The organism is Sphingosinicella sp. BN140058, from assembly GCF_004135585.1.
GTDB lineage: Bacteria > Pseudomonadota > Alphaproteobacteria > Sphingomonadales > Sphingomonadaceae > Allosphingosinicella.
Genome location: NZ_CP035501.1, coordinates 3,449,926 through 3,472,153, shown reverse-complemented (window position 1 = coordinate 3,472,153; position 22,228 = coordinate 3,449,926). Strand labels below are relative to the sequence as shown.

Genomic DNA, 22,228 nt, shown 5'->3' with positions numbered 1-22,228 from the left:
ATCGCAGGTGCTGCGACTCGGGAGATGTTATCACATCACAAACCGGACTACCAGTTGAATGCGATTCTGCAGCCGTCAGGCGGCGCCGTTTTGACGACAAGTCCCTTTAGAAGCCCTCCGGAAGGGCAATCGGGCCGATCAATTCGCGATATTGCCGGATAGCGTAGCGATCCGTCATGCCGGCGATGAAATCCCCGACTGCCCGCAGAGTGGCGACCGGATCGCCGTCGACCGGACGCCAGTCCTGCGGCAGAAGGAAGGGATCGGCGGCATAGGCGCCGGCCAATCCGGTGACGATCTTCTGCGCCTCGACGCGCACCGCCGCGACCGGCGGCGCATTGTACATGTGCGCGTAGAGGAACCTCTTGAGTTGACGCTCCTCCGCCGCGAGCGCGGCTGAGAAGCCGGCCAGCGGCACGCCGGCGGCGCGGATATCGTCGACACTTTCCACCCCCGCCGCGGCGACCCGGCGCTGGGTCTCCGCCAGCACATCGTTGACCATCAGGCCGATCTGATCGCGAACCAGCTCGGCGTGAAGCCGGCTTTCCGAGACATCGGGGTAGCGGGCGCGGACCGCCCGCCAGGCGCGGGCGACGAACGGCACGGTCAGCAGCTCTTCGAGCGTGAACAGGCCGGAGCGCAGGCCGTCGTCGATGTCGTGATTGTCGTAGGCGATGTCGTCGGCGATCGCCGCGATCTGCGCCTCGAGGCTCGGGAAGGTCAGGAGATCGAGCGAAAACTCGGCGTCGGCCTCCGCCAGTGCCCAGCTCGCGTGGGCGACCGGTCCGTTATGCTTGGCGAGGCCCTCAAGCGTTTCCCAAGTGAGATTGAGGCCTGGGTGGAGCGGATAGGGAGTCTCGAGCTGCGTCAGCACCCGGATGGTGTTGGCATTGTGATCGAACCCGCCTGCCCCGGCGAGCGCCTCCTCCAGCGCGTCCTCGCCGGAATGGCCGAACGGCGAATGGCCGATATCGTGGGCGAGACACAGCGCCTCGGTCAGATCCTCGTTGAGGCCGAGCGACCGGGCGATCACCCGGCCGATCTGGGCCACTTCCAGGCTGTGGGTCAGCCGAACCCGGAAATGATCGCCGTCGGGCGCGATGAAGACCTGGGTCTTGTGGCGGAGGCGGCGGAACGGAACCGAATGGATGATGCGGTCGCGGTCGCGCTGAAAGGCGTCGCGCGGTCCGCGCGTGCCGCCCTTGGAATCGCCATGGAGCCGGCCCCGGCTTTGCGCGGGATCGGCGGCGCAATCGGCAAGCGGCTTCACCTGGCCGAGAGCTTCTCGACCTTCTGACCCGCCTCGCTGCTCCAAGCGAAGCCGCTCAGTTTCGACTTGGCGAGCTCGTTCACGAATGCCTGGGCTTCCTTTTCGGTCTTGAAGGGTCCGACGAGGAGGCGGTTAGTGGCTTTGAGCGGCGCCGTCCATGCGCTGCGGGCGGCAAGGAGCTTCGGCGCCTTCGCCTGGAGCCGCTCATATTCCTTGGGCAAGGTGGTCTTGTTGGCACCGCCGGCAACCTGCACCCAGACCCGCGCGGGTTCGGCAGCGGGCTTCTTGGCGGCCGCCTCTGCCGGTTTCTTGGCGGCTGGGCCCTTTGCAGCGGGGTCCTTGGTGGCAGCCTTGTCGTCCTTCTTAGCCGCCGGCTTCGTCAGAACCGCCAGCTTCTCCGGCTTCGGGGCGGCCGGCTTCGGCGCTGCCTTCGGCTCGCGAACCGGTGCCGGCTTCGGCGCGGTCACTGCCGGCGGCGCCAGATCGGGAAGCGACGCGATGGTCGCGGCGACGTCCGCAAGGCGGCTGGTCCGCGACGTCTCCTCGACGCCCGGCGCCGGCTCGGGCGTCGTGGCTGGCGCCGTACGCGGGACGTCCGCGGAGGCGAGTTCCATCGGCCGGGATGCCGCGGGCTGCAGCAGCGAGAAGCCGGGCGACGGCGCCGTCTCCCGCGCGGCCGACTGGATCGGCTGCTGGGTCGCGGCGGTGGGCGTCGGCGGCGCGGTGATGGACGCCTGGCTCTGCTGAACAGGGATCGTACCCGTGGACGCCTGGGCCGGTTGCGGCGCTACCGGGACGAAAGCCTTGGGCGCCGGGTTGAGGACGGTCGACTGCGCCAATTGCGCATCCGCGGGGGCGAGGATCGGCGCAGGCTGGATCGAGGCAGAATTGATCGACGGGGCTGCCGCCCTCTGCGTCGGCTGCCCTGCGGTGCCCGAATTGGCGAACTGGACCGGCGCGGAGCCGGCCGGTGCCCTCGCCTGGTTTGCGGCGGGCGGGGGCGTCTGCGCGGCGGGCGCCGGCGCTGCCGCGATGTTCGAGGCGACCCGAACCGGCGGCGCCAGGGTGCCGGCCGAAGCGCCGCCGGACTTGAGCTCGATACCGGGACTCTTCGGGGCCGGCATCTGCGACAGGCTGCGGGCGGTGAAGGCCCAGCTGGGGCGCTGCTGGGGCGATTGCGGCGCGGCGGCGGCGGAAGTGGTCGGCATCCGCGGCGCGGCGACCCCGGCGGTCTGGACCTTGTCGTCTCGGCGCAGGGTGGCCATGCCGCCGAGGCCGGCCTGGCGCGGATCGGGCGTGCCGGCCTGAACCGGGTTGGCCGAGGCGAAGGTGTTGGGCACCGGCCCGGCGCTTCGACCGGATTGCGGGAAGATGCCGAGATGCACGGCGGCGGCGCGTTCGGCCGGGTTGAGCAAGGTGAGGCGCTGAAGGAAGGGCGCCATCGCGCTGCCGCGGCCGTGCGGCATCGAGGCCTGGACCGCGTTGACCGCACCTGTCGAATCGCCGGTGAGCGCCAGGATCAGGATGCGCGTGCGCTCGGCATCATGGTCGCGCGCGCGAAGCTGCTCGTCGAGCAGGCGAAGCGCAGAATCGCGCTCGCCGCTGATCGCAAGCGACAGCGCGAGACGGCGGGTGATTTCCGGATCGCGATTGCGCTGCAGGGAAAGCCGGTAGTCGCGCTGCGCGCTGCGCGGATCGCCGGCAATGTCGAAGGCGAGACCGCGCTCTCCGGCCAGATCCGCTTCGGGCACGCCGAGGCTCAGCGCCTCGGCGAAGAATTTCTGGGCGCCCTGCGCCTGCTGAAGATGGGCGAGGGCCGAGCCGATCCACATCTTGATCCGCCCGTCCTGCGGCGCAATCTCCTGCGCGCGGCCGAAGAAGGTCAAGGCGGCCTGGGCGTCACCGAGCTCGAGCGCGGCGCGGCCGGCCCCCATCAGCGGCGCGAGGCTGCGCGGGTTGGCGGCGAGACTGTTGAGGTTGCGCGACAGCGCGGCAGCAGGGCTCTCGGTGTAGCCCGCGCCGCCCTGCGCCCATCCGGGCGCTGCGGCAAGCATCGTGCTCGCCCCCAGGATGGCAAGGCCGAACCGGGCGCCGATCGTCTGCGATTTCGTCATGATGCGGTTAGAACCGACTGCCGGAGGAAGGGCAACCGGGCTGCGCCGGACCGAGCGACATCAACGATGAAGCGGTGGAACTTTTCCGAAAAACGACGATTGGCGCCGCAAGCCGAAGCCCGCGGCGCCGCTAAGTTGTTCCGATTCCCTGCCTTTTGCCGGCCGGCAGGTTATCGCTTACTGGTTGTTCTGCCGGCCGAGAAAGCGCGGGATGTCGAGCGGATCGCGGCGCATGCGCGGCGCGGGCTCTTCTTCCACCTGCGCCTTGTCGGCACCGCGGGCGATGTTGGACATGCGCTCGAACAGGGTTCCGCCGCCGGTATTGCCACGGGCGGGCCGGGGCGCCGCGGCCTGCGGCTCCTCACCGGTGATCCAGCTGCGCGAACCGCTCGGCGCGCGGCTCTCGGGACCGCTCGCGACATTCTCGTCGATGAAGCTTTCGCCGCCCTCTTCGCCTTCGATGATCGCGCCGCTGTCCAGCAGCAGTTCGTCGCCGCCCTCCGGCGCCGGCGTGTCGAGGTTCAGCGTGCCGCTCTGCTCCGCTGCAAGATCGAGTTCAGCGGCGGACGAAGCCTGTGCCTGCGTTTCGGCAGGGACGGCTTCGGCCACCGGCGCCTCCGGCGGCGCACTGGTCTTGGCTTCGGAACTGCGGCTGGCGCCCGGGAAGGCGAAGACCTTCGCTGGCTGCGGCGGCGCCTGGGTGACCGCTTCGGCCTCTATGCCGGTGGCGACCACCGAAACGCGGATCTTGCCGTCGAGCTCGGTATTGAAGGCCGAACCCCAGATGATGTTGGCGTCCGGATCGACCAGTTCCTTGATGTGGCTGGCCGCTTCGTCGACTTCCATCAGGCGCATGTCCTCGCCGCCGGTGATCGAGATGATCACGCCGCGCGCCCCGCGCATCGACACGCCGTCGAGCAGCGGATTGGCGATCGCCTTTTCCGCGGCCTCGATCGCCCGATTGTCGCCCGACGCTTCGCCGGTGCCCATCATCGCCTTGCCCATCTCGCCCATCACCGAGCGGACGTCGGCGAAATCGAGATTGATGAGGCCGGGCATCACCATCAGATCGGTAATGCCGCGAACGCCTTGCTGGAGCACCTCGTCGGCCATCGCGAACGCTTCCTTGAAGGTCGTGTTCGGATTGGCGATGCGGAAGAGATTCTGGTTGGGGATGACGATCAGCGTGTCGACGTGCTGCTGGAGCTCGTTGATGCCGGCTTCGGCCGAACGGCCGCGGCGATTGCCCTCGAAGCTGAACGGCTTGGTGACCACGCCCACGGTCAGCACGCCCTTGTCGCGCGCGACCTTGGCGATGACCGGGGCAGCACCGGTGCCGGTGCCGCCACCCATGCCCGCGGCGATGAAGCACATGTGGGCGCCCTCGAGCGCCTCCTCGATCTCCTGGATCGCTTCTTCCGCAGCGGCCTTGCCGATCTCGGGTCGCGACCCGGCGCCGAGGCCCTGGGTGATGCGCAGGCCGAGCTGAATGCGGTGATCGGCGGGCGAGGCGTTGAGCGCCTGCGCGTCGGTGTTCGCGACGATGAAATCGACGCCCTGGACGTCGTTCGCAATCATGTTGGCGACGGCATTGCCGCCGGCGCCACCGACACCGATCACACTGATCCGGGGCCGCAATTCATCCACTTCGGGACGAATGAAGTCGATGCTCATTTGCTTTCTCCCCCTATCCACAATTCAGCTGGGCAAACACTGTTAACTCCTTTTGCACGAAGCGATTCTCGGGTGCGAGCGAAAAAGCGGCTCCGAGTCGCTTTTTGTCGCGGATATGCGCCGTCAAGTCTCAAAAGCCGCTCCTGAAGGCGGTAATCAAGCGCTGAACGATGCCGCCGCTGTTCTGTTTCTGGACACTCATCTCCGGCGACACGGCGGCCCGCAGATCGAGTTCGTCCGAAGCCGCGAACTGGGCCAGCCCGACCAGGGTGGTGAAGGCCGGGCCCGAATGTGCTTCGGGCAGGCCGCGCAAGTTCGGGCGGCCGATCCGGACCGCACGGCCGAGCACGCCCTGGGCGTAATCGGCGATGCCCTTCAGCTCCGAGCCGCCGCCCGTCAGCACCACCTGGCGCCCGAACGGACCGCCGAAGCCGAGCTCCTTCAGCGCCGCTGCAATCTCGTTGGTGAGATGCTCGAGCCGGGCCCGGATCACGGAGTTGAGCTGGGCTCGGGTGATACGGGACGCCTCCGTCCCCTCCTCGGATCCGGCGATCGGCTTCAGCTCGATCATGTCGTGATTGTCGCGCGGGCTCGTCGTCGCCGAACCGTAGAAGCACTTCATCCGCTCGGCCTCGACCCGGCGGGTGCCGAACGCCGCGGCGATATCGTCCGTGATGTCCATGCCGCCGATGCCCAGCGACTTGAGGCCGACCAGCATGCCGCCGGCGAAGACCGAGACGTTGGTGACGCCGGCACCGAGCTCGACCAGGGCGACGCCGAGCTCCCGCTCCTCTTCGCTGAGGCACGCCTTGCCGGCCGCCACCGGCGAGGCGACGATCGCCTGCACGCCGAGATGGGCGGAGCGGACGCACAGATCGAGATTGCGGACCGGCGATGGTTCGGCGGCGATGACGTGAATGTCGACGGCGAGCCGATCGGCATGGAGCCCGAGCGGCTTCTTCACGCCCTGCAGACCATCAAGCGTGTAGAGCGCGGGCAAAGCGTGGAGGATCATCCGCCCTTCGGCGTCGATCGACTGGCGGCCGACGCCGAGCAATTGATCGATGTCCTGGGGCTCGATACGGCGGCCGCCGATCTGCAGCTCGACGCTCGCCACCGAGCTGACCAGGCCGCCCGCCGAGAAGCCGACGAAGACGTCCTCGATATTGGTCGCGGCGATCCGCTCCGCCTGCTCGACCGCCTCTCGGATGGCGACCTCCGTGCGTTCCATGTCGGCGATGAAGCCGCGGCGGACGCCCTGGCTCTGGCGCTGACCGGTGCCGAGGATGCGCAGTTCGCCGCCCTCGCCGGGTTCGGCGATCAGCGCCGACACCTTGGAGGAGCCGACGTCGAGCGCGGTGACCAGGCGGCGACCGGGCGTTGGGGTGGGCCTCTTCATCAGATCGTCTGCGCCGGATCGATGCCGGGCGTCCCGGGCGTCTCGGCCGGAGCATCCTTGGGCGGTGTCTCGGGGGCGATTGCCGGCACGCTGCTGCCGGGCTCGCTCGACACGCGGACGATGAACTTGCCGGGGATCCGCATGTCGAAGCGAACGAAGCCGCGGCCGAGAAGCTGCGTCGCCTGATCCATGCGCGCGAAATTGGCCAGCGCGCGCTTGCTCGCCTGCTCGCCTTCCGGAAGCGCGAGGATCTCGCCCGACTGGAAGCGGATGTCCCAGCGGCGGCCGCCGATCCACGACGCCCCGGCCATCATCGGCTGGAGACGCGGCGCCGCATCGACGAGGCGGCCGAGCTCCGATGCATGGAGATTCGCGGCCGGGCCGATCACCAGCGGCAGATCGGGCATCGCATCCATCCGCACCGGTTCCAGTACCACGCCTTCCATATCGATCAGGGCGAGACGCTGATTGTGCTGCCAGATCGCCGCCGGCTTGCGCTCGACGATGTCGACGACGAGCGTATCGGGGAAGCGGCGCGAGACCCGGGCGTCGCGCACCCAGCCGAAGCCGAGCAGGCGCTGCCGGGTTGCCTCGACGTCGATCAGCGGCATCGCCATGGTCGGCTGATCGAATGCGATGTTGTAGATCTGGAGCTGCGGCACCTTCTGCGCGCCCTTGATCTCGACCCGTTTCATCGCGAAGCCTGCCTCGCCGATCGCCTCGCCGACGCTGGTGCCGATCAGCTGGGGAACGCGAAACACCAGCAGCAACGCGATCGCGATCGCGACCACCATGAAAATGAGGATCCACCCGCTGATCCGGCGCACCGCCTCGGAGAGCGCGGAAGGCGCTGCCGGCTTGCGCCCGCTCTTGCCGCGGGCGCTGGTCTTGGCCTTGGGCCGGGGACGCGGCGCCGCGCCGCCGCGGGCGATCTTTGCCGTCACTCCGTCCCTCCCCCTGTCCGAAGCGCTTCGTCGACGATGCGCTGCACCAGCTGCGGATACGACATGCCGCGATATTTCGCCTGCTCCGGCACCAGGCTGAGCGGGGTCATGCCGGGCTGGGTGTTGACCTCGAGAAGATAGAGGCCGCTTTCACCCTCTTCCTCATCCCAGCGAAAGTCGGAGCGCGAGCAGCCGCGGCAGCCAAGCAGACGATGTGCCTCCAGAGCCATTGCGAGCGCGGCGTCGCGCACGCCGTCCGGTATGTCGGCCGGGCAGACATGCTCGGTGAGACCTTCGGTATATTTGGCGTCGAAATCGTAGAAGCCTGATTTGGTCCGGAGCTCGGTGACGGCGAGCGCCTCATCGCCCAGCACCGCGACGGTGAGTTCGCGCCCCTTGATGAACGGCTCGGCGAGCAGGCGATCGAATTCGGTCCAGGGCCCGGGCGTGCTGCGGGCGATGGGCTGGCCGTAATTGCCGCTGTCGGTCACGATCGCGACGCCGACCGAAGAGCCTTCGTTGACCGGCTTGACGACGTACGGCCGCGGCATCGGATCGCCTTCGAACAGAGTCTCGCTTTCGACGATGTGGCCGCCCGGCATGCGGATGCCGTTCGGCACCAGCTGCTGCTTGGTCAGTTCCTTGTCGATCGCGATCACCGACGTGACGAGGCCCGAATGGGTGTAGGTGAGGCCCATCAGGTCCATCATGCCCTGGACGGTACCGTCCTCACCCGGCGTTCCGTGCAGCGCGTTGAAGACGACGTCGGGCTTGGCCTCGGCCAGGCGCGCGGCGACATCGCGCCCCATGTCGATGCGGGTGACCCTGTGACCGAGGCTCTCCAGCGCGTCGGCAACGCCGGCGCCGCTCATCAGCGAGACCGGCCGCTCCGCGGACCAGCCGCCCATCAGAACGGCGACGTGCAGCTTGTCGGTCACGCTTCAACTCCTACGCGCTGAATTTCCCATTCCAGGCTCACCCCGGATTGCGCGAGCACGCGCCGGCGAACCTCTTCACCGAGCGCCTCGATGTCCGCGGCCGTGGCGCTGCCGAGGTTGAGCAGAAAGTTGCAATGTTTCTCGGAGACCTGGGCATCGCCGAGGCGCAAGCCGCGACAGCCGGCTTCGTCGACCAGTTGCCACGCCTTGCGGCCGGGCGGGTTCTTGAAGGTCGAGCCGCCTGTCCGGGAACGGAGCGGCTGGCTCGCTTCGCGCTCCTCGGCGATCCGGTCCATCTCTGCGCCGATGACGGCCGGGTCGCCAGCCGTGCCTTCGAACAGGGCTTCGACAACGATTGCGCCGGCCGGAACGTCGCTGTGCCGGTAGGTATAGCCAAGCCGCTCGGCCGCCCAGGTCTCGACACGGCCGTCGCGCAGCACGAGGGTCGCCTCGATCAGGATGTCGGACGTGTCGCGGCCATAGGCCCCGGCGTTCATCCGGACGGCTCCGCCGGTGGTGCCGGGAATGCCGCGGAGGAATTCGAGGCCGGCGATGCCCGCGTCGCGTGCCGCCGACGCGACCGTGATGCCCATCGCGCCGCCGCCCGCGCGAACTCGGTTGCCGGGCTCGATCGCGACCTTGGCGAAACTCTTGGGCAGCCGCACGACCACCCCCGAAACGCCGCCGTCGCGGACGATCAGATTTGAGCCGACTCCCACCGGCAGCACCGGCACGGCAGGATCGAGTGCCCGCAAGAATTGAGCAAGATCGTCGACATCCCTGGGACGCACCAGCCACTCGGCGGGGCCGCCGGTGCGGAACCAGATGAAGTCCGCAAGCGATCCCGAGGGAGCGATGGTGCCGGCAAGCGCGGGCATGTCGAGCGTCGCCGAGCTCATTTGTCGCGCCTCGCGCAGGCAATGCCGTCGGCGAGGGCGGCAGCCCATTTGGTGATGTCTCCGGCGCCCAGGCAGATCACCATGTCGCCCGGCGCTGCGATGTCGCGCAGCTGCAGGCAGAGATCCTCCAGATCGGCAACCGCCTTGACCGAGCGGTGGCCGCGTTCCTTGAGGCCTTCGACCAGGGCCTCGGCATCGACGCCCTCGATCGGCTCCTCGCCGGCGGCGTAGACCGGCGTGACGTAGACGATGTCGGCGTCGTTGAATGCGGTGCGGAACTCTTCCATCAGATTCTGCAGCCGGCTGAAGCGATGCGGCTGGACGACGGCGATCACCCGGCCCTGCGCGCCTTCGCGGGCCGCGGCCAGCACCGCGCGGATCTCGACCGGGTGGTGGCCGTAATCGTCGATGATCGTCGCGCCTTCGATCTCGCCGACCTTGGTGAAGCGGCGCTTGACGCCGTGGAACTTGGCAAAGCCCTGGGCAATGACCGCATCGGGAATGCCGAGTTCCGCGGCGACGCCGATGGCCGCGAGCGCGTTCTGGACGTTGTGGCGGCCCGGCATCGGCAGTTCGATGTCGCGGATGGTGCGGACCTCTCCGCTTCGGTCGCGGATGGAGACGTCGAAGAGGTTGCCCCCGGCGATCGGGCGGACATTGTCGCCGCGAACGTCGGCCTGGGCCGCGAAGCCATAGGGCACGACCCGCCGGTCGCGAAGCCGCGGCATGATCGTCTGCACTTCGGGATGATCGACGCAGAGCAGAGCTGCGCCGTAGAAGGGGACGTTTTCGACGAACTCGACGAAGGCGTCCTTGACCTTGTCGAAGCTGCCATAATGATCGAGATGCTCGGGATCGATGTTGGTGACGACCGCGATCGTGCCGTCCAGCCGCAGGAAGCTGCCGTCGCTCTCGTCCGCCTCGACCACCATCCAATCGGAGCTGCCGAGCCGCGCGTTGGAACCATAGGCGTTGATGATGCCGCCGTTGATCACGGTCGGATCGATCCCACCCGCGTCGAGCAGGCTGGCGACCATCGAGGTCGTCGTCGTCTTGCCGTGGGTCCCGGCGACGGCGACCGTCGACTTGAGCCGCATCAGCTCGGCGAGCATTTCTGCGCGGCGAACCACCGGTATGCGGCGTTCGTAGGCGCAGACGAGCTCGGGATTGTCCTTACGGATCGCCGTCGAGACGACCACCACCGCGGCGTCGCCGAGGTTGTCGGCATGCTGACCGATCGTGACCGGGATCCCCGCCTTGCGGAGACCTTCGATGACATAGCCTTCGGATAGGTCCGAACCCTGCACCTTGTAGCCGAGGATGTGCATCACTTCGGCGATGCCGGACATGCCGATCCCGCCGATGCCGACGAAATGAATGGTGCCGATGTCGGTGCCGACCCCTCTCATGCGTAAGCACCGTTGGGAATGGGAGTCAGGACGGTCTCGCTGGACGGAAGCGGATCGGCGCCGAGATCCCGGCCGGTACGTTCGACCAGATCGGCGAGATCGCCGGCGGCGTCGGGCCGGCCGACCGAGCGGGCGCGGGATGCGGCGTTGGCGAGCGCATCGGGCTCGAGGCCGAGTTTCTGCATCTGCTTGGCGAGTTCGATCGGCGTGAAGCTCCTCTGCGGGATCATGCGGGCACCACCGGCCTTCGCCATCTCGCGGGCGTTGGCGGTCTGGTGATCGTCGGTCGCGCTCGGCAGCGGCACCAGAATCGCGGGACGCCCGGCGGCGGTGAGCTCGGCGATCGTCGACGCGCCGGCACGGGCGATGATCAGGTGCGACCAGGCAAGCTTGTCCGGCATGTCGGTGATGTAGGTGGCGAGATCGGCCGGAATGCCGAGACCGGCATAGCGCGCGCGCACCTGCTCGATATCCTCGGCCCGGCATTGCTGGGTCACCTGGAGACGGCGACGGAAATGCTCCGGCAGCATGCCGAGACCTTCCGGCACCACCCGGCTGAGGATCGACGCACCCTGGCTGCCGCCGGTGACGAGAACCCGGAAGATACCGTCCTCGGCAAGCTCGGGATAAGGCTGTTCGCGCAACGCCAGCACCTCGTCCCGGACGGGGTTGCCGACGAGATGGACCTTGCTTTCGTGACCTTTGCCGAGCCGATCGACATTGGGATAAGCGGTTGCGATCGCGTCGACCTTGCCGGCGACCAGCCGGTTGACGCGGCCGAGCACGGCATTCTGTTCGTGCACCAGGGTCGGGATGCGGTCTCGCTGCGCCGCCATCAGGGCGGGAAGCGCCGGATAGCCGCCGAAGCCGATCACCGCCGACGGACGGAAGGTCTCGTACAGGCGGAGCGCCATGGCGCGCCCAAGGAAGATCTTGCGCACCGCGCGCAACCAGCCGAGCGGGCCGCCGCTCAAGCGCCCGGCCGGCAGGATGTGGACCTGAACACCGTCGAACAGGCCCGGAATGCGGGCGCCGCGATCGTCGGTGACGAGGGCGACGCGGTGACCGCGGCGCATCAGCTCCTCGGCCAGTGCATGCGCCGGAATCATGTGGCCGCCGGTCCCGCCGGCGGCCAGAACGTAATGGCGAGAGAAGGTCATCGTCCGCTCCATCGCACCACATAGGGCGAGCGGTGCAGATAGGGATTTCGTCTCGTGAAGGCGAGCAACAGACCCATGCCGATCGACAAGGCGACCATCGATGAGCCGCCATAGGAGATGAACGGCAGAGTCATGCCCTTGGACGGGGCGAGCTGGACGTTGACTGCCATGTTGATCAGCGCCTGCAGGCCGAACTGGGTAACGAGCCCCGCGGCGGCGAGGACGACGAACTGATCCTCCTCGTGCAGCAGGCGGATCAGCACGCGGGCGACGATGACGAGATAGATGACCGCGATGGCGAGGCAGGCGATGATCCCGAATTCCTCGCCGATCACCGAGAAGATGTAGTCGGTATGGGGCTCCGGCAGCTGGAACTTGCGCATGCCGGCGCCGGGGCCGGCGCCGAACAGGCCGCCTGCGGTCAGCGTCCGCAACGCGCTGTCGGTCTGATAGGTGTCGTGCTCCGCGCCAGAGAACAGGAAGGCGTCGATGCGGATCGTCGCCACCGGATAGAAGAAGTAAGCGAGCACGATGCCGGCAAGACCGGCCAGACCGAGGAAGACGAGGAAGCGCATCGGGGCGCCGGAGAGGGTGAGCAGCATCACCCACGCGGCCACGAAGATGATCGTCTCGCCGAAATTGGGCTGCTGCATCAACAACAAGGCGATCAGCGCGGTGATCAGCCCGGTGAGCGGCACGATCGGCAGGCTCGCATCCTGGTTCTTCAACGAAAGCAGCCAGGCGATCGTGACGATGTAGAGCGGCTTCAGGAACTCGGAAGGCTGAAACTGCGTGAACCCCATGCCGATCCAGCGCCGGGCGCCGTTCACCTCGGCGCCGATCACGGGCACGAGGAAGAGCAGCAATGTAAAGAAGCCGGCACCGAGCAGGCAAAGCCGCCGCGCCTTGGCGCGGGGCAGCATCGACACTCCGATCATCACCGGGAGGGCGAGCAGGATCCAGACCAGCTGGCGGTAAAAATAGTGAAGCGGGGTGAAGCTGACGCTGCCGCCCGAATAACGCTGACCTGCGGCCGGCGAAGCGGCAGCCACCGCGATCAGGCCGATCGCGATCAGCACGGCGACGAAGAACAGCAGCACGCGATCGATTTCCCAGAACCACCGGCCGACCGCGCTGCGATCGGAGCGGCCGAGACGGTTGGCCGTCTTGTCCTTCAGGTTCGCCATCACGCTCATGCCAATGCCTCCACGGCCGCGCGGAACGCTGCCCCCCGCGCCTCATAATCCTTGAACTGGTCGAACGAGGCGCAAGCCGGAGAGAGGAGGACGACCTCCCCTACCCCGGCCTGACGTGCGGCACTGGCAATCGCTTTTTCCAGCGTCACGCTCTTTTCGACCTTTTTACCATTTGTAGACAATATTTTCACGAATTGGTCCGCGGCATCGCCAATCGCGTAGGCGGCACGGACATGATCGAGATAGGGCAAGCAGGCGTCGAGATCGTCGGACTTGGCCAAGCCGCCGAGAATCCAGTGGATCGCGGGGTAGGCGGCGAGCGCCGGCGCGGTTGAAGTCGGATTGGTCGCCTTGGAATCGTTGACGAACAGGATGCCATGCTTTTCCGCGACCCGCTCCATCCGATGCGGCAGGCCAGGATAGGTTTCGAGCGCGCGTGCGATCAGCGCATCGTCGATGCCGAGCTCCCGCGCCGCCGCAACCGCCGCCGCCACGTTCTGGGCATTGTGCGGCCCCTGCAGCGAGGGCCAGCGCGACTGATCGCGGACATCCGCCGAGGAGACCAGAATCACCCGTCCTTCGAGCTGGCCGGCGATCGCCCTGGTATAATCGTCCTCCGCGGCGACGATCGCGGCATGTTCGGGCGATTGCATGGTGAACAACCGCGCCTTGGACGCGGCGTAATCGTCCATGCCGTCATAGCGATCGAGATGATCGGGCGTGACGTTGAGGAGGATGGCGACGTCGCAGTCTAGGCTATGGGTAAGATCGATCTGGTAGGAGGACAGCTCCAGCACGTAGACCCCGCCCTCGGGCAACGGCTCCTGGCCAAGGATCGGCAGGCCGATATTGCCGCCGAGCGCCGCGGGCAGGCCGGCGCTGGTGACGATATGGTGCAACAGGGCGCTCGTCGTCGACTTGCCGTTGGTGCCGGTAATGCCGACCACCTTGTGCGGCGGCAGCCCCGCCCGCGCCCTGGCGAACAGTTCGATGTCGCCGATCAAAGGCACCGTCGAACGACGCGAACGCTCGGCGATCGGATGCCGGTTGATCGGCACGCCGGGCGAGACGACGATCCCGGAATAGCCGTAAAGCGCGGTGACAAGCGGATCCGCGATGCGAAGCTTGTCGCGTGGGGCGAGGCTCGCCCTTGCTTCGGGCTTCTCGTCCCAGGCCGTCACGTCGGCACCGCTCGCGAGCAATGCATCGACCGTGGCGCGGCCCGAGCGCGCGAGGCCGTAGACGGCGTAGGACTTGCCGGAAAAGGCCTCGCTCGCGATCATCTCAGCTTGAGGGTCGACAGGCCGGCAAGGGCGAGCACGAAGCTGATGATCCAGAAGCGAATGACGACGGTCGGTTCGGACCACCCCATCTGTTCGAAATGGTGGTGGATCGGGGCCATCTTGAAGACACGCTTGCCGGTGCGCTTGTAGAAGAAGACCTGGATGATCACGCTCAGCGCCTCGACCACGAACACTCCGCCGATGATGCCGAGGACGATTTCGTGCTGGATCGAGACCGCGATCGCGCCGAGCGCACCGCCGAGCGCGAGGCTGCCGGTATCGCCCATGAACACCGCCGCCGGCGGTGCATTGAACCACAGGAAGGCGAGGCCGGCGCCGACGATCGCGGAGCAGAGAACGGTCAGGTGACCGGTCCCGTAGACATGGGGAATGCCGAGATAATTGGCGAAGATGGAATTGCCGACGACGTAGGACAGCACCAGCAAGGCGAGGCTGGCGATGATCACCGGCATGGTCGCCAGCCCGTCGAGGCCGTCGGTGAGGTTCACCGCATTGCCGAAAGCGACGACGACGAAGGCGGCGAAGACGACGTAGAACGGCCCGAGATCGATAACCGGCCCGTTGTAGAAGGGGATGTAGAGCTCGGTGCCGACGCCGCGCGTGATGATCCAGCAGCCGATGCCGGCGACGACGAACTCGGCGAGCAGACGCACCTTGGCGGACACACCCTTGTGGCTGCGCTTGGTGACCTTGTCGTAATCGTCGAGAAAGCCGATCAGCCCGAAGCCGACGGTGATGAACAGGCACGCCCACAGATAGCGATTGCCGAAATCCATCCACAGCAGCATCGTCACCGTCAGCGAGGTGAGGATCATCAGGCCGCCCATCGTCGGCGTGCCGCGCTTGGCGAGGTGGGTCTGCGGCCCGTCGGCGCGGATCGGTTGCCCCTTGCCCTGCCGCACCCGCAGCCAGCCGATGAACTTCGGCCCGATCAGCAGCCCGATCAGCAGCGCGGTCGCCGTGGCCGCACCGGCGCGGAACGTGATGTAGCGGATGAGGTTCAGCACCCCGGGAAAGCCAAGCTGTTCGGCGATCCAGTAAAACATTAGCTTTTCCCGCTCGCCAGCGCTTCGACCAACGCGGCGAGACCGATCGAGTTTGAGCCCTTGACGAGTATCGCGTCACCCGGCCCGAACTCGTCCTGAACGAGCTCGATCGCCGACGCGGCATCGGGCACATGCGCCATTTTGATCCGCGGGCCAAGTGCTTTTGCCAGCGGCGCCATCTCGGCGCCGACGAGGATCGCGAGATCGACCCGCGCGGCCTCGATCGGCCCGGCCAGTGCGGCGTGATAATCCCCAGAGGACGTTCCGAGTTCGCGCATCGCGCCGAGCACGGCGATGCGACGGCCGGAGACCTCTTCGGCCCCGAAAGTCTTCAATGTCGCAGCCATCGACACCGGGTTGGCATTGTAGCTCTCGTCGATCAGCAGCGCCTCGCCGCCGACCGCTGCGATGCGGTGGCGCTCGCCACGCCCCTTGAGCCCGGGCATGTCGGCGAATGCGAGCCCCGCCGCGGCGAGATCGCCGCCCATCGCCTCCACCGCACCGAGCACGGCAAGCGCGTTCGACACCCAATGCTCGCCATGCTGGGCGATCGTGAAGGTCAGCGCCGCCTGCGGCAGGATGGCCGTGACCAGCGATCCGCCGCCCGGCGCACCGACGACATCCTTGGCGCGAATATCCGCGCCTTCGGCCAGGCCGAAGGTGAGGATCCGGGCGGCATGCGGCCGCGCGGCGGCGATCAGCCGGTCCCGGTGCGGGCTATCGAACGGAATTATGGCGGTGCCGCCCGCTTCCAGTCCCTGAAAGATCTCGCCCTTGGCGTCGGCGATATCCTCGTCCGAGGCGAAGAACTCGCGGTGGGCCGGTGCGATTGCGGTGACGATTGCGACGTGAGGACGGACGAGCCGGGTCAGGGCGGCGAGCTCGCCGGCGTGGTTCATGCCCATCTCGAACACGCCGAAGCGTGCCTCACGGGGCATCCGCGCCAGCGACAGCGGAACGCCCGTATGATTATTGTAGCTCTTGACCGAGCGATGGGCAGCGCCGGGCATCCCCCGGTCGAGCGCCGCGAACAGCGCCTCCTTCGTCCCGGTTTTCCCGACCGAGCCAGTGACGCCGCAGATTTGGGCAGCACTGCGGGCGCGGCTGGCCCGGCCGAGATCGTTCAAGGCGGCGGTCGTGTCGGCGACGAGCACGTGCGGTTGCTCGATCGGCTGCGACACGACCGCGCCGGCCGCCCCCGCGGCAAACGCCTTGTCGAGAAACAGATGGCCGTCCGTGGCCTCGCCCTTCAGCGCCAGAAAGAGATGACCGGGCTCAACCTCGCGCGAATCGAAGGCGATGCCCGAGACCGCGAATTCGGCCGACGCGGCGCCGCCGACCGCAGCGGCGATCTCAGCGGCGGTCCAGAGCGGAGCGTCCGTCATATCGCGCACTCCCGCGCAACCTGGACATCGTCGAACGGCAGCACCTCGTCGCCGACGATCTGGCCCTGTTCGTGGCCCTTGCCGGCGAGAAGCACGATGTCGTCGCTCTCCGCCTCGGCAATGGCGGCCGCGATCGCATCGCGCCGGCCGCCGATTTCCCGCGCGCCGGGCGCACCATCGAGGACGTGGCGGCGGATCACGGCCGGATCCTCGCTCCGAGGATTGTCGTCGGTGACGATGACGAGATCGGCCAGGCGTGCGGCGGTCGCGCCCATTTCGGAACGCTTGCCGACGTCGCGGTCGCCGCCGGCGCCGAAGACGATGATCAGCCGTCCCCTGGCGTGGGGACGGAGCGCGGCGATCGCGGCCTCGATCGCATCCGGCGTATGCGCATAATCGACATAGACGGGCGCACCGGCGCGGCTGATCACCGCCCGTTCGAGGCGGCCGCGCACCGGCTGCACCCGCGCCAGCCCGGCGAAGGTCTGCGCCAGATCGCCCCCGGTTGCGAGGACAAGGCCCGCGGCCGTCAGGGCATTGGCGGCCTGATAGGCACCGATCAGCGGCAGCTTGATCGTGTGACGCTGCCCTTCGGCTTCGACGATCAGCGTCTGACCGAGTTGCGAGGGTGTCCGCTCGATCAGCCGCAGGGTCTCGCCGGCAGTGCCGACCGTGATCACGCGGACGCCGCGATCGCGGCAGCGCCGGACGACTTCGCCGGATTTGGCATCGTCCATCCAGACGATTGCGGTGCCGTCGGGCTCCACGACCTCGGTAAACAGGCGCATCTTGGCCTCGAAATAGGCCTCCATCGTGCCATGATAATCGAGATGGTCGCGGGTGAAGTTGGTAAAGGCCGCAGCCCGCACCGGCAGTCCTTCGGTGCGATATTGGGAGAGGCCGTGGCTGGACGCCTCGAAGGCCGCGTGGGTGACGCCCTCCCTGGCAAGGCCCGCCATGTTCGACAGGAAGGTGACCACGTCGGGCGTAGTCAGGCCGGTGGTGACCTGGTCGTCGGCTGTGGTCACGCCGAGGGTTCCGATCGACGCTGCGTGATGGCCGGCCATTCGCCACAGCTGCCGTGTCAACTCGACGTTCGAGGTCTTGCCGTTGGTGCCGGTGACCGCGACAACGGTTTCGGGAAAGGGCGCGAAGAATTTGGCGGCCAGACGGGCGAAGGCGCGCCGCGGCTCCTCCGCCGGGACGTGGAGCGCACCTTCGACCTTGACCTCCGGCCGCGCCACCACGGCGATCGCGCCCGACGCCACCGCCTGAGGAATGAAGTCTTCGCCGTTGAAGGTCGTGCCGCGGAAGGCGCCGAAAACGGTGCCCGGAGCAATCTTGCGGTGATCGATCGCGAAGCCGGTGACGCGCCTGTCGTCCCCGGTTCCGGTCAGCGCACCCAAAAGCATCATTTTTCCTTCTTGGCGACCATGGCCATCATGTCGGAGACGTCGAGATCGTGGCTGTCGTCGGGAACGATCCCGAGCAGAGGGGCGGTGCGCGAAATCACCTTGGACACGACCGGAGCGGCGGTCCAGGCGGCGGTGGTGAAGCCATAGGTATCGGCAGTGGCCTTCGGCGCATCGAGCATCGCAATCACCACGTAGCGCGGATTGTCCATGGGGAAGACCGCCGCGAACGTCGAGATGTTCACTTTGCGCGAGTATCCGCCGGACGCCGTCTTCTCCGCCGTCCCGGTCTTGCCGCCGACCCGGTAGCCGGGCGCATCGCCCTTGCGGCCGGTTCCGGTCAGCACGATCATGCGCAGCAGCTTGCGCATGGTCAGACTGGTGGATTCCGCATAGACGCGGCGACCGGCGCTCGGCTTCGACACCTTCATCAGAGTCGCCGGGCGCCAGATGCCGCCATTGACCAAGGCCGCATAGGCGCTGGCGAGGTGGAGCGGCGACACCGCGACGCCATGGCCGAAGCCGCTCGTGAGCACCGTCGCCCGGCTCCATTCGCGCGGAAACAGCGGCCGCGCCTTGTCGATCTCGATATAAGCGGGCTCGTGGAAGCCGAGCGCTCGGAACGCCGCCTGCATCCGTTGCACACCCATCTGATCGGCGATTTGCGCGGTGACGATGTTCGACGAGTGGACCAGAGTCTCGACGATGTTCGCGCTGCCGGCGATCGGGTGATCGTCCTTGATCCGGAAGCGACCGATCTGGATCGGCGCACCAGAGGGATAACGCTGGGTCACCGACTTGATCACGCCCGCATCGATCGCCGCGGCGACGGTGATCGGCTTGAACGTCGATCCGAGTTCGTAGACGCCCATCGTAGCGCGGTTGAACAGGGCGTTCGGATCGGACCTGCCGGCGGCATTGGGATTGAAGGTCGGCATCGACGCCATTGCCACGACCTCGCCGGTGCGCACGTCCAGCACGATGCCGGTGCCGCCTTCGGCGCTGTGCTTGGCGACGGCGGCGCCGAGTTCGCTCTCCATCGCCGCCTGGACGCGGCTGTCGATCGACAGCGCAACCGGATCCGCGCGGGTCGCGGGATCGGTGAGGCGCCCTTCGAGCACCTTCTCCATGCCGGTGACGCCATGCCCTTCCATGTCGGTCCAGCCGAGGACATGGCCGGCCATCGCCGTCTGCGGGTAGAGGCGCTCGGGCTCGCGATCGAACGCGATCGCCGGCTCGCCGAGCGCGTTCACGGCCGCGACGAGTTCCGGCACCGCCCGGCGGCTGAGATAGACGAAGCTTTTGCCGGAGGTGAGCAGCGCCTTATATTCTGCTGCCGTCTTCTCGGGCATCAGCTCCGCGAGCTTCTGCGCGAGATCGGACGGATTGCTGATCAGCCGGTTGGGATGGATCGCGATCGACCAGGCGTCGATCGTCCGGGCCAGAGGCAAACCGTTACGATCGACGATATCGGCCCGCGGCGGCACCAGCGGGTTCGCGATCTGAGCAGATCCGGCGCGATCGGTGAAGACCTGCAGGAACAGCAGGCGGCCGACGATCATCAAGGTGACGCCGGCGAAGACCAGCATCACCAGCATCAGGCGCTGATAGGTGATCGCAAGACCCTGAGGGCGGTCCGGCGCCCCCTTGAACTTCGCGACTTCGGCTGCAAGCGTCGCCATCAGTTGCCGCCGCTCCCCTGACCCTTGTGGGCGCCCGACCGGATTTCGGCAGTGAGCTTGCCGTCGAGCCGCGAGGCGCGCGGCTTCTCGGTCGCAGCCGGCTTGGCCGGGAGCCTTGCGTCGGCCTTGGCCAGCACCGGGGGCTTGGCAGCCGGCCTGGTTTCGGACTTCGTTGGAGCCGCCTTGGTCGGGACGCTCCGGGCCGGCGCCTTGGCATCCGCGACCTTCACGACCGGCTTCACGCCTGCTTTCTGCGGCGCTTTCGCATCGGCGGGCCTGGACGGCTTGATCTCCGCCTTTGCGGTTACGACGGGCTTCGCTGCGGCCGGGGCGGGCCGAGCCTGGGGCTGAGCCTGCACGGGTCTCGCCTGCGGCGCGGCGCCGCCAAGCGGCTGCGGCTTGGCGAGGCCCGGGGTGTAGCTCGCCTGGCGCACGACCGGCAGGCTGGGCGCCGCCGTCGGCGCGACCGCGCGGACGATCCGGGGCTGGGTGACCACCGCCGGAACTTCGTCGCCGGTGCTGAGCGCGGCCATGCGCACCTCGGCGCTGCGCTCCTCGAACGACTTGTCTGTCTTCTCGAACCGGGCGAGCTTCACTTCATTCTGCAGGAACTGGGCCGAGGAGGGCGCGGACAGGGCAAGAACCTCGGTGTTCCATTGCTCCAGCTGCGACAGACGGCCGCGGGTGCCGAGCTCCGTCTGCAGCGAACGGATGTCGCGCTTGGCCGCGATGATCTGCCGCTCGACCTTGGCCAGATCGGCGCGCTCGGTCGCCACCTGCAGCGACACCATGTAGCAGGCAAGGGCAGCGCCGCCGACGGTGGCGACCCAGATCACCGACTTGAAACCCCTGACGATCATGCGGGCATACCTTCTTTGCCGATCAACGGCGCTTCATTCTGGCCGCCCCAGGCGGGGGCGGCGGTACGGCGTGCGACCCGCAGCGTGGCCGAACGCGCGCGAGGATTTCCGGCGAGTTCGGCCGCGCCGGCGCGCACCGGTTTGGCGACGGCGTCGAAGCTGGGCATCGGGCGACCCGACACCTGCTCCGGCAAGTGACGCGAGCCGGCCGGCGTGGCGCCGCTCCGCGCCTTGAGAAAGCGTTTCACCAGCCGGTCCTCAAGGCTGTGAAACGTCACCACGGCGAGGCGCCCGCCCGGTTTCAGCACTTGCTCGGCCGCCTCGAGGCCATTCTCGAGCTCCTTCAATTCTTCGTTCAAGTGGATGCGCACCGCCTGGAACGTGCGGGTTGCCGGGTCTTTCTTCATGCCCTGATGCCACCCGCAGGATTTCCGTACGACTTCAGCGAGCTCCGTAGTCCTCCCTAGAGGACGCGCAGCGACGATCGCGCGGGCAATGCGGCGCGACTTCGGCTCCTCGCCATAGGTGTAGAGGATGTCGGCGATCATCTCCTCGGACGCATTGTTGAGGAAGTCGGCCGCGCTCTCCCCGTCCCGCTCCATGCGCATGTCGAGCGGCCCGTCGGCCTGGAAGGAGAAGCCGCGATCGGCACGATCGAGCTGCATCGACGACACGCCGATGTCGAGCGTGACGCCATGGACCGCCGCCACGCCGCGGGCGGCAAGCGCCTGACGCATCCGGGAAAAACGCTCCGGCACCAGCGTCAGGCGCCCCCCGCAAGCAGCCGCCAGACCTTCGCCTTCCCGGATCGCATCGGGATCGCGATCGAAGGCGAAGACATGAGCGGCCCCTTTTTCCAGGATGGCACGGGTATAGCCGCCGGCCCCGAAGGTGCCGTCGACGTGGATTTCGCCGTTCTGAACGGCGAGACCGGCGATCACTTCGGCGAGCAGGACCGGAACGTGCGGGGCGGCAGCATCCGGGCTCACGGCGTGATCCCCTTCTCTTCGAGCCGCCAGGCGGCGATGTCGCGCAGGTCCTGATCGCCTTGCTCGAGCGCGACCCGCGGATTCCAGATTTCGACCGTGCCGCCGACGCCGACGAACAGGGCGAGATCCTCGATGCCGCCCTTGCGGCGCATCATCGGGGGCAAGATGATGCGGCCGCTGGTGTCGTACGGAACATCCTCGGTCATGCCGAAGGTGCGGCGGGCACGGGCGTAATGGTCCTGCAGGGTTCCGCCGCGCTCCTCCTCGGCCAGGCGGCGCCGTTCCATCTCGCGATACAGGTTTCGGGCATAATTGCGGCCATAGGCCGTCAGGCATGGCGAGATTTCATGAGCGCCGATCACGACCGCGCGTGCGTCGGAGCCGCGCTCGATCACCGAGCGGACGAAGGCGGGAACGGAAAGACGCCCCTTGGCATCTACCGCGTTGAGCGCGCTTCCCTGAAAGAAGTCGTCGATCTCCACGCCCTTTTTGCGCCCCGCTCCACATACGCGGACCTCCCCCGTCCACGGCAGCGCGTACCAGCGCT

General features: G+C 67.6%; 18 protein-coding genes. All 18 read right to left on the bottom strand.

Features of this window, described 5'->3' with window-relative positions; translation table 11 throughout:
- Positions 1–106: 106 nt before the first annotated feature.
- Positions 107–1,270, bottom strand: a complete 1,164-nt coding sequence (locus tag ETR14_RS15545; protein ID WP_129386000.1) for a deoxyguanosinetriphosphate triphosphohydrolase — start codon at positions 1,268–1,270, stop codon at positions 107–109.
- Positions 1,267–3,384, bottom strand: coding sequence for an SPOR domain-containing protein (locus ETR14_RS15540; RefSeq protein ID WP_129385998.1), 2,118 nt, complete (start codon positions 3,382–3,384; stop codon positions 1,267–1,269). Before ETR14_RS15540 ends, ETR14_RS15545 begins: the two co-directional genes overlap by 4 nt.
- A 177-nt stretch (positions 3,385–3,561) precedes the next feature.
- Positions 3,562–5,058 carry a cell division protein FtsZ gene (gene ftsZ, locus ETR14_RS15535; RefSeq protein ID WP_129385996.1) on the bottom strand — a complete coding sequence of 499 codons (1,497 nt, stop codon included), beginning with the start codon at positions 5,056–5,058 and terminating at the stop codon, positions 3,562–3,564.
- A 130-nt stretch (positions 5,059–5,188) separates the two neighbouring features.
- Entirely contained in the window at positions 5,189–6,457 is a 1,269-nt protein-coding gene (ftsA, locus tag ETR14_RS15530) for a cell division protein FtsA (protein ID WP_129385994.1), read from the bottom strand.
- Positions 6,457–7,401, bottom strand: coding sequence for a cell division protein FtsQ/DivIB (locus ETR14_RS15525; RefSeq protein ID WP_243455540.1), 945 nt, complete (start codon positions 7,399–7,401; stop codon positions 6,457–6,459). The genes ftsA and ETR14_RS15525 overlap by 1 nt, the downstream gene beginning before the upstream one ends.
- Positions 7,398–8,309 (bottom strand): D-alanine--D-alanine ligase, encoded by a 912-nt coding sequence (locus ETR14_RS15520; protein WP_243455926.1) that lies wholly within the window; start codon positions 8,307–8,309, stop codon positions 7,398–7,400. The genes ETR14_RS15525 and ETR14_RS15520 overlap by 4 nt, the downstream gene beginning before the upstream one ends.
- 26 nt (positions 8,310–8,335) lie before the next feature.
- Complete coding sequence (gene murB, locus ETR14_RS15515; protein WP_129385990.1) at positions 8,336–9,238, bottom strand: UDP-N-acetylmuramate dehydrogenase; 903 nt, start codon at positions 9,236–9,238, stop codon at positions 8,336–8,338.
- The gene (gene murC, locus ETR14_RS15510) at positions 9,235–10,647 is read right to left on the bottom strand and encodes a UDP-N-acetylmuramate--L-alanine ligase (RefSeq protein ID WP_129385988.1); all 1,413 of its coding nucleotides are present in this window, start codon (positions 10,645–10,647) and stop codon (positions 9,235–9,237) included. Before murC ends, murB begins: the two co-directional genes overlap by 4 nt.
- Positions 10,644–11,807: an undecaprenyldiphospho-muramoylpentapeptide beta-N-acetylglucosaminyltransferase gene (murG, locus tag ETR14_RS15505; protein ID WP_129385986.1), complete on the bottom strand. Its 1,164-nt coding sequence runs from the start codon at positions 11,805–11,807 to the stop codon at positions 10,644–10,646. Before murG ends, murC begins: the two co-directional genes overlap by 4 nt.
- On the bottom strand, positions 11,804–13,003 hold the full coding sequence (locus ETR14_RS15500; protein WP_129385984.1) for an FtsW/RodA/SpoVE family cell cycle protein: 1,200 nt from the start codon (positions 13,001–13,003) through the stop codon (positions 11,804–11,806). The genes murG and ETR14_RS15500 overlap by 4 nt, the downstream gene beginning before the upstream one ends.
- The gene (gene murD / locus ETR14_RS15495; protein ID WP_129385982.1) at positions 13,000–14,286 is read right to left on the bottom strand and encodes a UDP-N-acetylmuramoyl-L-alanine--D-glutamate ligase; all 1,287 of its coding nucleotides are present in this window, start codon (positions 14,284–14,286) and stop codon (positions 13,000–13,002) included. Before murD ends, ETR14_RS15500 begins: the two co-directional genes overlap by 4 nt.
- The gene (gene mraY / locus ETR14_RS15490) at positions 14,283–15,353 is read right to left on the bottom strand and encodes a phospho-N-acetylmuramoyl-pentapeptide-transferase (RefSeq protein WP_129385980.1); all 1,071 of its coding nucleotides are present in this window, start codon (positions 15,351–15,353) and stop codon (positions 14,283–14,285) included. The genes murD and mraY overlap by 4 nt, the downstream gene beginning before the upstream one ends.
- The gene (murF, locus tag ETR14_RS15485) at positions 15,353–16,738 is read right to left on the bottom strand and encodes a UDP-N-acetylmuramoyl-tripeptide--D-alanyl-D-alanine ligase (RefSeq protein WP_129385979.1); all 1,386 of its coding nucleotides are present in this window, start codon (positions 16,736–16,738) and stop codon (positions 15,353–15,355) included. The genes mraY and murF overlap by 1 nt, the downstream gene beginning before the upstream one ends.
- Positions 16,735–18,150, bottom strand: a complete 1,416-nt coding sequence (locus ETR14_RS15480) for a UDP-N-acetylmuramoyl-L-alanyl-D-glutamate--2,6-diaminopimelate ligase (RefSeq protein WP_129391945.1) — start codon at positions 18,148–18,150, stop codon at positions 16,735–16,737. Before ETR14_RS15480 ends, murF begins: the two co-directional genes overlap by 4 nt.
- A complete protein-coding gene (locus tag ETR14_RS15475; RefSeq protein WP_129385977.1) occupies positions 18,150–19,832 on the bottom strand; it encodes a penicillin-binding protein 2 in 1,683 nt (560 codons plus the stop codon). Before ETR14_RS15475 ends, ETR14_RS15480 begins: the two co-directional genes overlap by 1 nt.
- Positions 19,832–20,692: a hypothetical protein gene (locus ETR14_RS15470; protein WP_129385975.1), complete on the bottom strand. Its 861-nt coding sequence runs from the start codon at positions 20,690–20,692 to the stop codon at positions 19,832–19,834. The genes ETR14_RS15475 and ETR14_RS15470 overlap by 1 nt, the downstream gene beginning before the upstream one ends.
- Positions 20,689–21,681, bottom strand: a complete 993-nt coding sequence (rsmH, locus tag ETR14_RS15465) for a 16S rRNA (cytosine(1402)-N(4))-methyltransferase RsmH (RefSeq protein ID WP_243455539.1) — start codon at positions 21,679–21,681, stop codon at positions 20,689–20,691. Before rsmH ends, ETR14_RS15470 begins: the two co-directional genes overlap by 4 nt.
- A complete protein-coding gene (locus ETR14_RS29270) occupies positions 21,678–22,163 on the bottom strand; it encodes a division/cell wall cluster transcriptional repressor MraZ (protein ID WP_243455538.1) in 486 nt (161 codons plus the stop codon). The genes rsmH and ETR14_RS29270 overlap by 4 nt, the downstream gene beginning before the upstream one ends.
- Positions 22,164–22,228 lie beyond the last annotated feature (65 nt).

Excerpts from the sequence above, each read along its gene's own strand:
- ETR14_RS15520 (WP_243455926.1), bottom strand. The coding sequence starts at position 8,309 with ATGGGCGGCTGGTCCGCGGAGCGGCCGGTCTCGCTGATGAGCGGCGCC.
- ETR14_RS15480 (WP_129391945.1), bottom strand. The coding sequence starts at position 18,150 with ATGCTTTTGGGTGCGCTGACCGGAACCGGGGACGACAGGCGCGTCACC.
- murF (WP_129385979.1), bottom strand. The coding sequence starts at position 16,738 with ATGACGGACGCTCCGCTCTGGACCGCCGCTGAGATCGCCGCTGCGGTC.
- ftsA (WP_129385994.1), bottom strand. The coding sequence starts at position 6,457 with ATGAAGAGGCCCACCCCAACGCCCGGTCGCCGCCTGGTCACCGCGCTC.
- murG (WP_129385986.1), bottom strand. The coding sequence starts at position 11,807 with ATGACCTTCTCTCGCCATTACGTTCTGGCCGCCGGCGGGACCGGCGGC.
- mraY (WP_129385980.1), bottom strand. The coding sequence starts at position 15,353 with ATGTTTTACTGGATCGCCGAACAGCTTGGCTTTCCCGGGGTGCTGAAC.
- ETR14_RS15470 (WP_129385975.1), bottom strand. The coding sequence starts at position 20,692 with ATGATCGTCAGGGGTTTCAAGTCGGTGATCTGGGTCGCCACCGTCGGC.
- ETR14_RS15475 (WP_129385977.1), bottom strand. The coding sequence starts at position 19,832 with ATGGCGACGCTTGCAGCCGAAGTCGCGAAGTTCAAGGGGGCGCCGGAC.
- ETR14_RS15500 (WP_129385984.1), bottom strand. The coding sequence starts at position 13,003 with ATGAGCGTGATGGCGAACCTGAAGGACAAGACGGCCAACCGTCTCGGC.
- murC (WP_129385988.1), bottom strand. The coding sequence starts at position 10,647 with ATGAGAGGGGTCGGCACCGACATCGGCACCATTCATTTCGTCGGCATC.
- ftsZ (WP_129385996.1), bottom strand. The coding sequence starts at position 5,058 with ATGAGCATCGACTTCATTCGTCCCGAAGTGGATGAATTGCGGCCCCGG.
- ETR14_RS15540 (WP_129385998.1), bottom strand. The coding sequence starts at position 3,384 with ATGACGAAATCGCAGACGATCGGCGCCCGGTTCGGCCTTGCCATCCTG.
- murD (WP_129385982.1), bottom strand. The coding sequence starts at position 14,286 with ATGATCGCGAGCGAGGCCTTTTCCGGCAAGTCCTACGCCGTCTACGGC.
- murB (WP_129385990.1), bottom strand. The coding sequence starts at position 9,238 with ATGAGCTCGGCGACGCTCGACATGCCCGCGCTTGCCGGCACCATCGCT.